Source organism: Corallococcus sp. EGB, assembly GCF_019968905.1.
GTDB lineage: Bacteria > Myxococcota > Myxococcia > Myxococcales > Myxococcaceae > Corallococcus.
This window is the reverse complement of the sequence record NZ_CP079946.1, coordinates 242,301-257,131: the sequence shown is the minus strand read 5'-3', so window position 1 is coordinate 257,131 and position 14,831 is coordinate 242,301. Positions and strand designations below refer to the sequence as shown.

General features: G+C 73.1%; 12 protein-coding genes. 6 read left to right on the top strand and 6 right to left on the bottom strand.

Features of this window, described 5'->3' with window-relative positions; all coding sequences use genetic code 11:
• Window positions 1-66 precede the first annotated feature (66 nt).
• Window positions 67-2,820, bottom strand: a complete 2,754-nt coding sequence (locus KYK13_RS01115; protein WP_223641094.1) for a M1 family metallopeptidase — start codon at window positions 2,818-2,820, stop codon at window positions 67-69.
• 98 nt (window positions 2,821-2,918) lie between these two features.
• On the opposite strand from KYK13_RS01115, the gene KYK13_RS01110 reads away from it, so the two are divergent.
• Window positions 2,919-3,953: a lysophospholipid acyltransferase family protein gene (locus KYK13_RS01110; RefSeq protein ID WP_223641091.1), complete on the top strand. Its 1,035-nt coding sequence runs from the start codon at window positions 2,919-2,921 to the stop codon at window positions 3,951-3,953.
• A gap of 22 nt (window positions 3,954-3,975) precedes the next feature.
• Here KYK13_RS01110 and alr read toward each other — a convergent pair whose 3' ends face one another.
• A complete protein-coding gene (gene alr / locus KYK13_RS01105) occupies window positions 3,976-5,205 on the bottom strand; it encodes an alanine racemase (protein WP_223641088.1) in 1,230 nt (409 codons plus the stop codon).
• Between the two features lie 305 nt (window positions 5,206-5,510).
• Here alr and KYK13_RS01100 point away from each other — a divergent pair, with 305 nt between their 5' ends.
• The 3 genes from KYK13_RS01100 to KYK13_RS01090 all read left to right on the top strand — a co-directional run bounded on the left by KYK13_RS01100 (window position 5,511) and on the right by KYK13_RS01090 (window position 8,305).
• A complete protein-coding gene (locus tag KYK13_RS01100; RefSeq protein ID WP_304504084.1) occupies window positions 5,511-6,371 on the top strand; it encodes a sigma-70 family RNA polymerase sigma factor in 861 nt (286 codons plus the stop codon).
• Window positions 6,372-6,457: 86 nt separating this feature from the next.
• A complete protein-coding gene (locus tag KYK13_RS01095; RefSeq protein WP_223641085.1) occupies window positions 6,458-7,114 on the top strand; it encodes a metallophosphoesterase in 657 nt (218 codons plus the stop codon).
• A gap of 120 nt (window positions 7,115-7,234) precedes the next feature.
• Window positions 7,235-8,305, top strand: coding sequence for a hypothetical protein (locus tag KYK13_RS01090; RefSeq protein WP_223641082.1), 1,071 nt, complete (start codon window positions 7,235-7,237; stop codon window positions 8,303-8,305).
• A gap of 9 nt (window positions 8,306-8,314) precedes the next feature.
• Here KYK13_RS01090 and KYK13_RS01085 read toward each other — a convergent pair whose 3' ends face one another.
• The 3 genes from KYK13_RS01085 to KYK13_RS01075 are packed head-to-tail and all read right to left on the bottom strand — an operon-like array spanning window position 8,315 to window position 12,935.
• Window positions 8,315-9,205 carry a YIP1 family protein gene (locus tag KYK13_RS01085; protein ID WP_223641079.1) on the bottom strand — a complete coding sequence of 297 codons (891 nt, stop codon included), beginning with the start codon at window positions 9,203-9,205 and terminating at the stop codon, window positions 8,315-8,317.
• A 53-nt stretch (window positions 9,206-9,258) separates the two neighbouring features.
• Entirely contained in the window at window positions 9,259-11,517 is a 2,259-nt protein-coding gene (locus KYK13_RS01080) for a serine hydrolase domain-containing protein (protein WP_223641076.1), read from the bottom strand.
• Window positions 11,514-12,935 carry a GDSL-type esterase/lipase family protein gene (locus tag KYK13_RS01075; protein WP_223641073.1) on the bottom strand — a complete coding sequence of 474 codons (1,422 nt, stop codon included), beginning with the start codon at window positions 12,933-12,935 and terminating at the stop codon, window positions 11,514-11,516. Before KYK13_RS01075 ends, KYK13_RS01080 begins: the two co-directional genes overlap by 4 nt.
• A gap of 405 nt (window positions 12,936-13,340) precedes the next feature.
• On the opposite strand from KYK13_RS01075, the gene KYK13_RS01070 reads away from it, so the two are divergent.
• Both KYK13_RS01070 and KYK13_RS01065 read left to right on the top strand, forming a co-directional pair.
• Window positions 13,341-13,688 (top strand): helix-turn-helix domain-containing protein, encoded by a 348-nt coding sequence (locus KYK13_RS01070; RefSeq protein ID WP_223641070.1) that lies wholly within the window; start codon window positions 13,341-13,343, stop codon window positions 13,686-13,688.
• Window positions 13,689-13,778: 90 nt separating this feature from the next.
• Window positions 13,779-14,135: a response regulator gene (locus KYK13_RS01065; protein WP_223641067.1), complete on the top strand. Its 357-nt coding sequence runs from the start codon at window positions 13,779-13,781 to the stop codon at window positions 14,133-14,135.
• A 13-nt stretch (window positions 14,136-14,148) separates the two neighbouring features.
• Here the strand turns inward: KYK13_RS01065 and KYK13_RS01060 are convergent, their stop codons facing one another.
• Window positions 14,149-14,760 carry a hypothetical protein gene (locus KYK13_RS01060; RefSeq protein WP_223641064.1) on the bottom strand — a complete coding sequence of 204 codons (612 nt, stop codon included), beginning with the start codon at window positions 14,758-14,760 and terminating at the stop codon, window positions 14,149-14,151.
• Between the last annotated feature and the right edge of the window lie 71 nt (window positions 14,761-14,831).

Genomic DNA, 14,831 nt, shown 5'->3' with positions numbered 1-14,831 from the left:
CGAAGGCAGCTCCACCGGGTCCGCGCGCTGCCGTGCACGCGGACCCGGCGTCGTTTCAGCGGCAGGCTAGCGGGGCGCGGGCGCGGCCTGCGGCGCCTTCGCCGGCTTGCCGGACAGGAAGGCCCCGATGCTCGCGCCCTGGGCCTCCTTCAGCGCGACGCACTGGTCGACGATCTCCATCACCTGCCGCAGCACGCGCTCGGAGCCGGGCAGCTTGCCGACGCGCGGCTCGAAGAACGCGGCGAACTCCTGGCGCTTGCCCGCGTCGCAGTCGTTGGCGGCCATGTACGGCAGCCGCGAGCCCATTCCCTCCGGCAGCAGGCCCGGCTTGTCGTCGGTGCCCACCAGCGCGTCGAAGTGCGTCTTCAGGAACTCCACCGCGGTGTCGCGGGTGCGCGGGTCGCGCGACGCGCCCATCAAGAGCCACAGGTTCTCCCGCACGTCCTGCTTCGGGTCGAGCAGCAGCTCCAGGTTCGCCTTCACGAGCTGGGGGTCGGTGGTGTGGCTCAGGCCGCCCAGCAGCTGCTGCCGCTGGTAGCGGCTCTTCTCCGCGCGCAGGGCCTCCATCAGCTTCGCGTGCAGGGCCGCGTCCCCGTGCTCCACCGCGATGGCGAGCACCGCGAACACCACGTCCGGCGCCACCGCCTTGCGGTCCTTGAGCCACTGCTCCGTCAGCGCGCGCGCCTCCGCGATGAGCTTCGGGTCGTTGCCCTCGTTGCCGGCGAGCATCAGCAGGCGCGGGCGCAGGAGGCGCACGTCCTCGCTCTCACCCGCGCGAGGCTTGAAGCCCAGCTTGCGCGCGCGCGGTCCGAAGGTGTCGCGGACGTAGCGGGCGCGGTCCGCGTCCTGCGCCTGCGTGAGCAGCCGCGACGACACCAGGTCCATCAGCTCCAGGCCCGCCTCCAGCACCTGCCGGTCCGGGTCCTCCGCCACGCCCGTGAGCAGCGGCAGCGCGTCCGCCGCGGGCATCAGCCCCGCCTGCGCCAGCGCCAGCGAGTCGCTCAGGAGCACCACCCGCTCCGCGCGCGAGAGCCTCTTCAGGCCGGACTTCATCAGCTTCGCGCGCGTGTCGTCGGCCAGCCGCAGGCGGTAGTAGCCCGCGCCGTCCGCGTTGGGGAACACCCACGCCGGGCACGCCTTCGCCTCCGGCAGCGCGACCTCCGCCTTCTCTTCCGTCATCAGCGTGCACGCGGTGGCGTCCTTGCCCTCGCCCGGGTACTTCACGCACACCGGCACCTTCCAGGACTGCGCGTCCGGGGCCTTGGAGCCCAGGCGCACGTAGCGCTGCTGGGTGAGGGCCACGCGCGGCTTGCCGCCGTCGCACAGCAGGGTGGCGGCGATGAAGGGCGCGCCCGTCTGGTCCAGGAAGCTGTTCATCACCTGGGCCACGTCCTTGCCGGACTCGGCGGACAGCGCGTCCAGGAAGTCCTTCGCGGTGGCGTTCCTGCCCGCGTGCGCGCGGATGTAGCGCTGGATGCCCTTCTGGAAGACGTCGCGGCCCAGCCACGTCTCCGCCATGGCCAGCACCGCGCTGCCCTTGCCGTAGGTGATGCCGTCGAAGGCGTTCTGGATGTCACCCGCGTCGTGGATGGGCTGGCGGATGAAGCGCGCGGCCACCAGGCTGTCCGCGTCCAGCGCGCCGTTGCGGTCCTGCACGCGCTCCACCGGCGCGTCCCACGTGGGCTGGTACGACTCCACGATGCGCGGGGTCATCCACGAGGCGAAGGACTCGTTGAGCCACAGGTCGTCCCACCACGCCATGGTGACCAGGTCGCCAAACCACTGGTGCGCCAGCTCGTGCACCTGGGTGCCCACGAACGCGCGCTGGCGCCCCACGGAGTCCTCCTCCGGCTTCGCCAGCACGAGGCGCGAGTTGAACGTCACGAGGCCCGGATTCTCCATGGCGCCGCCCATCAGCGGCACCGCGAGCAGGTCCAGCTTCTCGTAGGCGTAGGGGATGCCGAAGTATCCCTCCAGGCGCTCCAGGATTTCGGGCGACACCTTCGCGGCCCACGCGCCCTCACTGGCCCGGCCGCGGGGCGTGATGACGCGCATCTTCACGTGCTTCTGGCCCGCGTCGCGCGCGGGCAGGAAGTCGAACGGGCCCACGCCGAAGGCGATGAGATAGCTGGGCAGCGGCTGCGTGGGGGCGAAGCGGTAGATGTGCCAGCCGTCCGCGCCCTTCTCCTCCGCGAGCTGCGGCGTGTTGGTGACGGCCACGTTGCCTTCCGGCACGTGGAAGGTGAGCTGCCAGGGCACCTTGAAGCCGGGCTCGTCGAAGGACGGGAACGCGCGGCGCGCGCCCAGCGGCTCGAACTGCGTGTAGATGTACCACTCGCCATCCTCGTTGACGCGGAAGGCGCCGGACGTCTCGTGCTCGGACGCGGTGCCCGTGTACGCGAGGTGCAGCTTCGCGCCGCCCACCGCCAGCGGCTTCTCCAGCGTCAGGCCGAGGAAGTCCTCGCCGGAGGAGGAGGGCTTGAGCGTCTGCGTGACGCCGCCCTGCTCCAGCGTGGCCTCCTTCACGATGAGGCCCTTGCCGTGCATCCAGATGACGTTCGTGGCCTTGGCCACCTCCAGCATCACGTCGACGGTGCCCTCGAAGGACTCCGCCTTCGGATCCATCTTCAGGACGATGGCGTACTTCGTGGGCCGCACGTCGTCCGGCAGCCGCAGCGCGGGCGGCCTGGGCGCGGCGGGCGCTTGAACGACAGGCGGCGTTTCGACAGAGCCGGGAGCGGGAGCGTTGCCCTGTCGGGCACCGCATGCCGCAAGGAAGGTAACGGTGGCCAGCGCCACCGGTCGGAGCAGGTTGGGCATGGCCACGCAGTCTGGACCAGAGCAGCCTGCCAAGGTAGCGATGCGCATTCAGTGCGTGACCTTGCTGTCAGGTCCTGTTCGCGGTGGAGTGCGCCGCCGTGTCCGCTCCCCTCTCTTCGCATCCGCTGTCACCGCAAACGAACACCCCTCCCGAGGGGAAAAGGCCGCCGGAGCACCTGCGCCGCATCATCGGTTCGCCGCCGGGCCCCATCATGGCGTTCCTGACGCGCGGCGTCTGGGCGCTGCTCACGGCCCTGTCACCGAAGGCGCGGGATGCGCTCGCGCGCTTCGTGGCGAACCTGGCCTACACGCTGGGCATCCGCCGCAAGGTGGCGCTGGACAACCTGGCGCAGGCGATGCCGGAGAAGAGTGAAGCCGAGCGCCACGCCATCGCGCGAGGCGCGTACCTCACCATGGCGCGCGTGGTGGTGGAGTCCCTGCCGTCCGGGGACCGGATGACGCCGGACTGGGACCAGCAGGGCATCGTGGGGGAGGAGGCGTTCGCGGCGCTGAAGGCGCACGTGGCCACGGGCAAGGGCGCGCTGCTGGTGACGGCGCACTTCGGCAACTGGGAGCTGGTGGGCCAGATGCTGATCCGCTGGGGCATCCCGCTCAACGCGCTGGTGCGGCCGCTCAAGGGCGCGCTGAACACGCGCATCGCGCAGAACCGGCTGGACGCGGGCGCGGGGCTCATCTACCCGAAGGGCGCCATCCAGGAGATTACGGACGCGGTGAACCGCGGCGAGTCCGCGTACATGCTGCTGGACCAGGCGCTGCCCGCGAAGTCCGCGGTGTTCGTGCCCTTCTTCGGGCGGCTCGCGTCCACGACGCCCGCCATGGCGGTGGCCGCCGAGCGCACGGGCGTGCCGGTGTTCGTGGTGATGGGCGTGCGGCCTCCGGGCCCCGGCGCGCGCTACATGCTGGAGATAGAGGGCCCCATCCTCCCGCCCGGGCCCGGCGAGTGCGCGGACCCCATCACCGAGCACACCGCGCGCGTCACCGCGGCGCTGGAGCGCGCCATCCGCAGGCACCCGGAGCAGTGGCTGTGGCTGCACCGCCGCTGGAAGGTGCAGCCCCCGGCGCCGGTGACGGCGCCCTCGTCCGGGCTCACCGAGGGCACGCCGCGGGAGTAGCGCGCTCCCCGGCGAAGGAGCGCTACTCCACCACCACGCGGCGCAGGTGCGCGCCCAGGCGCGTCACCAGCTCGTAGTGGATGGTCTGCGCCCAGCCGGCCAGGGCCTCGGCGGACACGGACTCCTCGCCGTCGCGGCCCAGGAGCGTGGCCGTCACGGGGCGCTCGTCATTCGTCGCGCGCGTCACGTCCACCATCAGGTGGTTCATCATCACGCGCCCCAGCACCGCGCACCGCCGCCCGTTCACCAGCACGTGCGCCTTGCCGGACGCGAGGCGCGGGTAGCCGTCGTAGTAGCCCACCGGCAGGACGGCGATGCGCGTGGGCTCCGGGCAGCGGTACGTGCAGCCGTAGCCCACGTAGGCGCCCGCCGGCAGCCACTTCACCACCTGGCTCCTGCACCGCCACGACAGCACCGGCTTGAGCACCGGCAGCTCCCCCAGCACCAGCCGCGCGGACAGCCGCGTCTCCGGGGACGGCCACAGCCCGTACAGCGAGATGCCCACGCGAGCGGCCTCGTAGCGCGCCCGGGGCAGCACCAGCGCCGCGGCGCTCGCGGCGATGTGCCGCTGTAACGGCTTCGAGGGCCTGAGCTGGGCGTCCAGGTGCTTCAGCGCCGTCTCGAACGCATCCAGTTGCGCCAGCGCGTAGCCCTGCTCCGTCACGTCCTCCGTGTTGGCGAAGTGGCTGAGCACGCCCACCGGCTCGAACACGTCCGGCGCGTCCGCGAGGAACCGCGTCTCACGCGGCAGCTGGTCCAGCGTGAAGCCCTCGCGGCCCAGCCCCGTGTCGATGTGCACGTGCACGCGCAGGGGGCGCGGCAGCTTCGCCGCGCGCAGGGCGGGCACCGCGTCCGCCCAGGAGCGGTCCGCCACCACCACGTCGATGCCCTGGCGCGCCAGCACGACGGCCTCCTCCGGGGCCACCGCGCCCAGCACCACCACCTGCCGCGCGGGCAGGCCGTGCGCGGACTCGTGCGCGCGCACCGTGAGCGCGTCCTGCGGCGCGATGAAGTAGAGGACGTCCACGCCCGCGTGCACCAGCGGCAGCACCTGGGCCAGGCCGTGGCCGTACGCGTTGCCCTTGAGCACCACGCCCAGCGCCCTGGGCGTCGGGCCAGAGGACTCCAGCGCGCGGAACGCCGCCACGTTGTGCTGGAGGTGGGACGCGCTCACCTCCAGCCACGAGGAGTACACCGCGTCACCCGGCCCGGCTCCGAGCCCGGCTCCGAGCCCACCACTGACTTCCTCCACGTTCGTACCTCCGCACCAGGCAACGTCCTGGAGGGCTCTACCAGCAAAGCGCAGGCCATGGGCGGCCGTGGCCGGAGGGCCGCGGGGCCTGGATGCCGCTCGGGCGGACGAGGGCGGACGGGGCAGCCCCGTACGGCCAGGGGGGCGTGCGCGGGTGGACACGCGCGGCGCGAGAGCGTGTCCCGTGGGACACCTGAGAGGTGGGAGCGTCTGCGCGACATGACGGGTGACACGGCGGCGCGACAGGGGCCGATGGTAGTGTTCCATCCGTGGCCTCCCCGGAATTGCCCCTAGCCCAGGCCTTCATGACCGCCCGAGGAAAGACGGAGCCGGCAGGCGCGCTCTCCGTCCTCCAGGAGCGGCTGGCCCAGGCCCTGGACGCGGCCCAGCGGTCCTGGCCGGACATCGCGCTGGAGGGGCCGCGCTTCGCCGCGCACCTGGCCCGGCTGGTGCCCGCGGACGGCCACGAGGACGCCTGGGGCAGGCTGCACCTGGCGGACGTGTACCTGGCCCGGGCGGCGGCGGACGGGGTGCCCGCGGCGCTGACCACCTTCGAGCAGCGCCTGATGCCGGAGGTGGACGCGGCGGTGGCGCGGCTGAAGCTGCCCCCGGCCGGGCTGGACGAGGTCCGCCAGGCGCTCCGGCAGCGGATGCTGGTGGGCAGCGCGGAGGCCCCGGCGCGGCTGGCGGCGTACCCGGGCACGGGGCCGCTGGCGGGCTGGGTGCGCGCGGCGGCGCTGTGGCTGGCGCTGGACTGGCAGCGGCAGCGCTCGGGGCAGGCGCAGTCGGAGGACGGCGACCTGTCCATGCTGGTGGCGCCCGGGGACGACCCGGAGCTGGCGTACCTCAAGCAGACGTACCGCGCGGAGTTCAGCGCGTCCTTCCAGGCCGCGCTGGCGGCGCTGTCCGCCCGGCAGCGCAACTTCCTGAGGCTGAAATACCTGGATGGGCTGGGCATCGACCAGCTGGGGGCCCTCTACGGCGTGCATCGCTCCACGGCGGCGCGGTGGGTGGTGGGCGCGCAGGAGGAGCTGCTGGACGGAACGCGGCAGCGGCTGACCGAGCGGCTGCGGCTGACGCGTTCGCAGTTGGACAGCGTGCTTCGGCTCATCTCCAGCCAGTTGGACGTGAGCCTGAGCCGCCTGCTGCGCACGCCCTCCGAGTAACGCGGCGCGCGAGCGCCCGTCCGCACGCGAGCCTCCCGAGAATCCGGGCAAGGCATTCGCGGACAGTGCGTTAAAGAGAGGGGGAGATGCGAACGCTCTTCATCGGAGATGTGCACGGCTGTTCCGCCGAGCTGGACGCGCTCCTGAAGGCGTGTGACTGGAAGCCTGGCGACCGGGTGGTGCTGGTGGGCGACCTGGTGGCGAAGGGGCCGGACTCGGCGGGCGTGGTGCTGCGGGCGCGCGAGCACGGCTTCCTGGCGGTGAAGGGCAACCACGACGCGCACGTGCTGCGCTGGCACGGCGGCCGCGCGGCGAAGGGCAAGAAGCTCAAGCCGGAGCACCGGCAGGTGCTGGACACGCTGAGCGCCGCGGACTGGGCCTGGATGGAGAGACTGCCCTCCTATCTGCGCTTCCCGGAGCTGAACGCGGTGGCGGTGCACGCGGGGCTGGTGCCGGGCGTGGCGCTGGAGGAGCAGAAGGAGGAGTTCCTCTTCAACCTGCGCAGCATCGCGGCGGACGGGACGCCGTCGAAGCGGCTGGAGGCGGGGGCGCCGTGGGGCAGCCTCTGGAAGGGCCCGGAGCTGGTCATCTTCGGCCACGACGCCATGCGCGGCCTGCAGCAGCACCCCTTCGCGGTGGGCCTGGACTCCGGCTGCGTCTACGGCGGAAAGCTCACCGCGTATGTCCTGCCAGAGGGCAGGTTCTACTCCGTCCCCGCGGCCCGCGCGTACATGGCCCTGTAGCCGCGCGACGGGGCTGATCCACTCCTCCGACCTCTCCATGCAGGCACCGGGAGCCTTCCGCTCGCCCCTGGTGCTCTGACATATTCCTTTGAGGTCATCTTTTTCCGGGAGGAGTTCAACATGGTCCGCACCTCGAGCCTCGTCAGCGCCCTGCTCTTCATGAGCGCCTGCCAGAAGCCCCCGGAGGCCTCCGCGGCCGCGCCCGCCCCCACGCCGGAGGCGGCCCGGGTGAAGGTGGCGCCGTTTTCACTGTCGGTGCTCCAGGACGTGGCGCCGTCGGGCTGTACCTGGCTGCGACTGGAGTCGGACGGCAGACGCAGGGCCCTGGTCACCGTGGACGCGGCGTGCGAGGGGCTGCAACTGGCGTGGAGCCCGGACGGCAAGCACGCGGCGGTGCGCGACCCGGCCGGCAGCGCGCGGGGGCCCGGGCGGGTGTGGACCGTGGACCTGACGTCCGGCCAGGGCGCGGCGCAGCTGTTGCCGGAGGAGGGGCTGACGGGCGCCGTGGGGTTCGACTCGGTGGGGCGGCTGGTGGCGCTGACCGCGTACACGGGCGAGCTGGTGCGGCGCGAGGACGACTTCCTCTTCGAGGGCCGGCGCATCCCCATCCCTGAGATGGCGGAAGGGCCAGGGCTCGCGCACGCGTACCGGCTGGAGGCGGGGGCCTGGAAGCGCATCGAGACGGTGGCCACCCGCGACGACGCGGACGCGGTGTTCGAGCTCTCCACGACGGAGATGCTGGCGTCCTCCACGGTGGCCGGGGACGCGGACGCGCTGGTGGCGCAGGGCCTGGACGAGGACAGCCAGGACGCGGCCCGGCTGGATGCCGTGGTGCCCCACCGGGGCCATGACGTGTTCGGCGGCTGGGCGCGCGTGGAGTCGCGGGGCGGCCCGCTGTTCGCGTGGCGGACCGTGGGCGAGCAGACCGCGCTGATGATGCCGGTGCGCTGGGAGGTGGAGGACGGCCACCTGGCGGAACCCGAGGGGCTCGCCCTGCCTCCCCACAGCCCCGTGCGGGTGCTGGCGCGCGGGGACCTGCTGCTGCTCGCGGGCGAGACGCAGGCGCGCGTCTACGACGTGGGCACGCGGCGCCTGGCGGCGTCCTTCGACGGCCTGCGGGCCGCGCGCTTCTGGCCGGAGCCCGCGTCGCTGGTGCCGCACGGGGCCACGGCGGCCTCCGGGCAGCAGTAAGGCGCGCCGTCAGACCTTCCCGGCGCTCTTGAAGGCGAAGAACATGAAGGCGGCATAGCCGCCGCAGCAGAGGCAGGTGGAGAGCACGGGCAGCGCGAGCGCGCCCGCGACCGCCGTCCCCCAGCTGGTGCGGTGCAGCGTGCGGTACGTGTAGAGGCGCAGGCCCGTGGCCCAGAAGGGCGCGGCGTACAAGGCGACGAAGGGAATCACGCCAGCGATGTACGGCGCCTGGGAGAGGGCGTACGCGCGCAGGGTCACGGAGAAGCCGCGCGTCACGCCGCCCATGCGGAGGATGAGGTGGTCCAGGCCCGCGTTCACCAGGGTGATGCCGGTGGCAAACAGGGGGACGAGCACGGTCCAGACCGCCATGAACCCGACCGCCCACAGCCTCACGGCCTTCGGATCCGTGCCGCTCGCCCCCGAGTTCAGCCCGGGCAGGAAGCTCATGGCCGCGCCGAGGAGCACCAGGTAGGCGAGGCACGTGGGCACGAAGCCGACGATGGCCGTCAGCAGCGCGAAGCCCAGGGAGCTGCCCACGGACCCGTCGGGGTTGACGCCCCGGACGATGTCCGCGGGCCGCACCAACATGCCGAAGCACGTCCGCCAGAACGCCTTGAACAGCCCCAGCTCCGAGCGCTGGTCCCACGGCAGCGGGGCCAGGGGCTCACGCTCGTGGCAGGTCGCGCAGATGGCGCCCTCCGGCCCCTGGCGCAGGCAGCGGGCACAGGCGAACGCGCCGCAGCGCTGGCACGTGGCCACGCTGCGCCACTCGGGGTGCACGGCGCAGACGGGGTCGGCGCCGCCGAAGGAAGGAGCCACCAGCAACGAGGCCCCGCACCGCGCGCACGTCTCCGCGCCGGGGGTGAAGGGGGCCTGACAGGAAGGACAGGAGGGCGTCATCGCCGCGCATCCTCGCACGGCCCGGGCACCCTCACGCACGCCCGGTTCGTCCTCTACGGCTCCGGTGAGGACTCCGGCTCCACCGGCGCCGTGGGGGACGTGCTCCCGGCCTTGTCCTGCGTCGGCGCGCCTCCGGACGGGGCCCCGGCACCAGGCGCCTTCGGGGCCCGGGCCTCCTGCCCGGCGCGGACCTGACGGGCGCGCTTCGCCTGGGCCAGCGCGTTCTTCGCCGCGCTCGCGTCACCCAGGGCGCGCTCGCGCTTCGCCAACGCGTCCCACAGCTCCGGCGCGTCCGGGTGCAGCGTCACCGCCGCGCGCAAGAGGCCCCGCGCCACCTTGGGCGAACGGATGTCCAGGAGCCGCTTCAGGAAGCCCGCGGGCGACAGCACCAGCGCCCCTTCCGGCGTCTCGAAGGCCTCCCGCACGTGGGGAATGGCCTCCTGCTCCCGGTCCGCCTCCAGCAGCCCCATCGCCCGCGCCAGGTGCGCGTCCATCGAGTCCGGCTGCAGGTCCGTCGCGCGCTCCAGCCAGCGCATCCGGTCCGCGGGCTTGCGCTTCGCCCGGTCCGCCAGCGTCAGCATCTCATCCGTGTAGTCCGGCCGCACCACGGGGGCGCGCGCCGCCGCCTCCTTCAGCGAGGGCCACACCCGCTCCGGATCCTTCACCGCCTCCAGGCGGGTGCGCTTCAGCGCCGGCACCTCCGCGCGCTTCCACCCCGCGACGAAGCGGGCCACGTCACTCCGCAGGGACGGGCTGAAGCGCTCCGCCTCCGGACACTTCAAGGTCTCGCACGCGGCCAGGTAGTCCGCGAAGAAGCCCGCCGCGCCCTGCGTCCGGTACGCGCGCAGCCGCTCCACGCCCAGCGCCTTCTCCACCGTGGCCGCCATGTGCGCGCCCACGCGGATGAAGACCGACTCGGCGCGCGGCTCGTGCGCGCCGCGGATCCGCTCCATCGCGCCCCGGCTGTCCCGGGCGATGGCCGCCCGGTCGAAGAGCGCGGACACCTTCGCGAAGGCCCCCGGCAGGTCCTTCTCCGGCGGCAGCGTGCCCGGGCCGCGCGTGGCCCAGTCGTGGTACGCGAGCCCGTAGCTCGTCAGCCGCCCCATGCCCTCGTAGACCACCGCGTCCACGGGGTCCGTCAGGTGGCCGCCCCGGCCGGGGGCGCCCTCGTCCAGCACCGTCTCCATCAACCGGATGGACAGCCGGCGCAGCCGCTTCGCCTCATCCTCCACGTTGGTGGCGAGCGCGATGGCCGTGTCCTCCGCCGGCAGCAGCACCAGCAGCGTCGTCGTCTCCGGCTGCCCCCCCGCGTGCGCCACGATGTAGTGGCCCCGCAGCGGATAGGTCGCGAAGCCCATGCCGTAGTCCGTGATGCGACCGTCGCGCGTCGCCATCGTCGCCTGCATGCGGCCCATCGTCTCGCGGGACACCAGCGTGTTGTTCATCACCGCGCGCGCGAAGTTCAGCAGGTCCTCCACCGTCGCGCGCGTGCCGCCGCCACCGAAGCGGCTGGTGACGTCCAGGAAGCGCGACGGCTTCAGCGTGGCGCCCGAGACGCGATAGCCCACCGCCTGCTGCGCATCGCGCGTGCTGAGTTCATCCAGGTCCGCGTGGCTCATGTTCGCGGGCCCGAAGACGTGGTCGCGCAGGTACTCGCGATAGGACTGGCCGGAGGCCGTCTCCACCGCCGCGCCCAGCAGGTTGAAGCCCCACGTCGTGTAGAGGTAGCGCGTGCCCGGCTCCGACACGAGCGGCCGGTCCGCGAACAGCGCGATGGCCTCCTTCGTCGTCACCGGCCGGGTGTTGTTGCCGGCGCTCGGGCTGTCGTAGGTGGGCACCCCGCCCAGGTGGCCCAACAGCTGCCGCACCGTCACCGGCCACTGCTTCACCGGGTACTCGGGCACCAGCGTGTGGATGTCCGCGTCCAGGTCCAGCTTGCCCGCCTGCGCCAGCTGCATCACGGCCACCGCCGTGAAGGACTTGGTGATGGACGCCATGCGGTACGTGGTGCGCACCGTGGCCGGCAGCTTCTTCGCCAGGTCGCGGTAGCCGTAGCCGTTCATCCACCGCTGGCCGCCCCGCATCACGCCCACGGACAGGCCCGCGGTGGGGCCCACCTTCAGGTCCGCGCGCACCAGCGCGTCCAGCGCGCGCTGGACCTCTGGCGGGAACTCGGAGGAGGCCTTCGCGTCCGGCGCCGTCGCGGCCTCCGCGCTCGACTCCAGCGGGGACGCGGGCTTCCCGGCGGGGGCCTGCGCGAACGCGGGCCCCGCCCCCAGCAACACCCACAGCGCGACGAAGAGCCGCTTCATGGCACCGCCTCCGCGGTCTGGCCGCTCGCACCGGTGTCCGGTGCCTCTTCACGCGACGTCGTGAGCGCCGGCGTCGGCACCGCGCCCTCGTTCACCCATCCCGCCAGCAGCGCGTCCGAGACCAGCTGCCCCAGCAGGTCCAGGCCCTGACCGCGCGGATGCACCAGGTCCTCGTGCATGAACCCCGCCTGATTGAAGCGCGCGAGGGAGCCCGCGCCGCCCATCGCCGCGTAGAGGTTGAAGAAGCCGCAGCCCTCGGCGAGCGCCACCTCGCGCTCGGCCTGGATGGTGGCCTCCAGGAACGGCCGCTGCGTCAGGGGCTTGCCCTCCTCGTGAGGGTCCTGCACCGCGTCCATGGGGCCCACCACCAGGCACGCGCTGCCGGGCGCGGCGGCGCGGGTGCGGCGCAGGAGCGCGCCCAGGTCCTGGCGCACGGTGGGCAGGTCCGTGCGCTTCCACTCCACGCGCTTGGACTCGTTGCCTCCCAGGAAGAAGAGCATCAGCTTCGGGTCTCGCTGCTGGAGCTGCGCCTTCAGCGCGTCCTCCTCCATCCGGGCATACAGCGAAGCATCCGACGACGGCACGCCCAGCATGTCCAGCACGATGCCGGGCGCGTCCTTCTGCAGCACCACGCCCTGCACGATGGCGCCCTCCCCCTCCGCGGTGATGTCCAGCCACTTCGCGCCCGCGGGCAGGTCGAAGGACGTGGCGCGGCTGGCCCCGTCCCCCTGGGGCTCCGTGCGCGCGAGCACCGCGCCGTCCACGGACGCGACGAGGCGGCCCGCGCCCTTCACGTCCAGCCACCACAGCGTCCCGCGCGGCTCGCCCTCCAGCTTGAAGCGGCCCCGGGCGCGGTTCTCCGTCGCCAGGTGGTACACGCCGGTGATGCCGAACGGGTGCGGCGGCGCCTTCAGCTCGCCCAGCGTGCGCGGCTGCCAGCCGCTGCTCACCGCGGCCGTGCGCGACCGTCCGCCGTAGGGGGCCATGCGGTCCACCAGCAGCACGCCCCGGCCCGCCCTGCCGAAGCCCGCCGCCAGCTCCTCGCGGATCACGTCCACGATGCGGTCCCCCGCGATGAGCGAGTTGCCGAACGCGGCGACCACCGTGGGCGCCTTCGCCGTGCCCTCCCGCAGGCCATCCAGCGCGGTGAAGAACGGCGCCAGCGCGGACCGCGCGCAGCCACCGTCGCCGCGCTCCAGACACGGCTCCTCCACCGCGCCGCCCGGAGCCTTCAGCCGCGTGGCCAGCGCGTGCAGGTGGCCGGCGCGCTCGGTGGTGGGCGGCAGCGCGCGAAACGCGGAGCGCCCCGCCGGACGCGCCGTGCCTCCCGCCGGCTCGGGCGGGTTCGCGGGAGCAGGCACCGCCTCGGGCGACACGGCTTCGGCGGCCTCGGGGCCCGCGGAAGGTCGCGCCTCCACGGATGCGGGTCCCGCGGCACTCGGCTCCGGCGCCGCCACGGTCGTCGACGTCCGGGGGAAGCGTTGAGGGGGTGTGCGGGACTCACACCCGGGGAGCAGGCCCCCCGCCAGGACAGCGAGCAACCCCGCCCGCCGGAGCCGCCGCGAGACATCGGGAACCGTCATGTGGCCCGCGAGCGTAGACGAAAGCCCGGGGTCACGCATGTTCTGGACCCCACGCTCGGCCGCCTCGTAAGCCGCCCGGGCGTGGCCTCCCGGACACCGCTTCCGTCGTGCACCGCACGTCCAGGCCCGCCCGTCCCTGGGAAGAACGGGTTTCCTGTACCCGAGCGCAAATGCAGGGTCCGGCCGCGAACATGCTCCCTTCACATGGTGCGGCGCGTCCCCAAATTATCCGCCGCGATTATGGGGAAGAACCGGCTCACGACGTGGACGAAGCTCCATCGGCGATTTGGCGACCACGTGCGCCGCATGCGCAACGGCCGCTCGCTCACGCAGGAAGCGCTCGCCGAACGCAGTGACCTGTCGGTGGATGCCATCCGCCGCATCGAACGGGGTGCGTTCTCGCCCTCGCTGGACACGCTGGGCAAGCTGTCCGTGGGACTGGACGTGTCCCTCAAGACGCTCTTCCACTCGTTCGACCTGGAGCGCACCGACGGCGTGGCGGAGATCTGCGACTTCCTCGCGTGCCGCACCGGCTCGGAGGTGAAGCTCGCCTGGCGCGTGCTCCAGGCCATGTTCGACGAGGGGTGAGAAAGCGCCGCGCGCTACCGGTCGCACCCGGCAGATGTTCCCTGTCGCTCCGGACGCGTTTGCCCTAAGCGTCGGGCCCCCATGAGCCGCGTGCCTCCCCCCCTCCTCCTCGTCGAGGACGACAGCGACCTGCGCGACGCGCTCGTGGAGATCCTCCTCGCGGAAGGCCACACCGTCGTGGCCACGGGGAACGGCCACGAGGCGCTCACCTGGCTGGGCGGCCACCCGCCCCCGGCGCTGCTGCTCGTGGACATGTGGACGCCGCGCAACGACTGCTGGCGGCTCCTGGACGCGCTGCTCCGCGAGCCCCACCTGCGGGACGTGCCCGTCGTGGCCATCTCCTCCAGCGAGGAGCGCCACCCCGCCATCCGCGAGGTGCTCTCCAAGCCGTTCGACCGCGAGGCCCTGCTCAGCGGGGTGCGCCGGTTCGTGCCCCCGCTGCACTGAAGAAGGACGGCCCTCAGCCGCCCGTCGTCTTCTGCCCCAGCCGCCCCATCACCGCCGGGTCCAGCCGGAACGAGTCGAAGAAGCGGTCCGCGTCCTCGGGCGCGCGCCCCTCCGGGTGCAGCAGCAGCTGCTGGTACAGGCGCGGGCCCACCATGAAGAAGCGGCCCCGCAGCCGGCGCGGACCGGACACCCCGCCCACCTCCTGGCCCGGAAAGCCGCCCTCCATCTGGAGCGGCTTCGCGGTGATGGCCGTGGCGCCCAGGGCCTCCAGCGCGCCCTGGCTGGCGCGGTCCACCACGTCGCGCGGGTTCACCTGCGACACCGCCGCGAGCGGGAAGTCCGTATAGGAGACGTAGTAGGCGGTGTCGTCCTGCGCGCGCGCGGCGATGAACGTGTGCAGCGTCACCTCGCCCACGTCCGTGGGCTGCACGCGCCGCTCCTCGGTGACGGGGCTGGGGAAGGTCACGCTGAAGCCGCCCTCCTGCGACTGGACGACGGAGGATGGCGCCTCGCGCACGGGGGCGGCGGGGGACACGGGGGGCTCGGTCTGCGTGCGCCCCGCGCACCCTCCCAACACCAGCAGGGCGGCGGCCAGCGGCACGGCCCGGTAGGAACGCTTCTTCATCCAGACGGCTCCTGACATGGGGCCGCAAGGTACGCCCTGCCCCGCCCGAGCGCATCCCTTGCCGTCATCCG

Excerpts from the sequence above, each read along its gene's own strand:
- KYK13_RS01115 (WP_223641094.1), bottom strand. The coding sequence starts at position 2,820 with ATGCCCAACCTGCTCCGACCGGTGGCGCTGGCCACCGTTACCTTCCTT.
- KYK13_RS01100 (WP_304504084.1), top strand. The coding sequence starts at position 5,511 with ATGACCGCCCGAGGAAAGACGGAGCCGGCAGGCGCGCTCTCCGTCCTC.
- KYK13_RS01095 (WP_223641085.1), top strand. The coding sequence starts at position 6,458 with ATGCGAACGCTCTTCATCGGAGATGTGCACGGCTGTTCCGCCGAGCTG.
- KYK13_RS01090 (WP_223641082.1), top strand. The coding sequence starts at position 7,235 with ATGGTCCGCACCTCGAGCCTCGTCAGCGCCCTGCTCTTCATGAGCGCC.
- KYK13_RS01085 (WP_223641079.1), bottom strand. The coding sequence starts at position 9,205 with ATGACGCCCTCCTGTCCTTCCTGTCAGGCCCCCTTCACCCCCGGCGCG.
- KYK13_RS01080 (WP_223641076.1), bottom strand. The coding sequence starts at position 11,517 with ATGAAGCGGCTCTTCGTCGCGCTGTGGGTGTTGCTGGGGGCGGGGCCC.
- KYK13_RS01070 (WP_223641070.1), top strand. The coding sequence starts at position 13,341 with ATGGGGAAGAACCGGCTCACGACGTGGACGAAGCTCCATCGGCGATTT.
- KYK13_RS01060 (WP_223641064.1), bottom strand. The coding sequence starts at position 14,760 with ATGAAGAAGCGTTCCTACCGGGCCGTGCCGCTGGCCGCCGCCCTGCTG.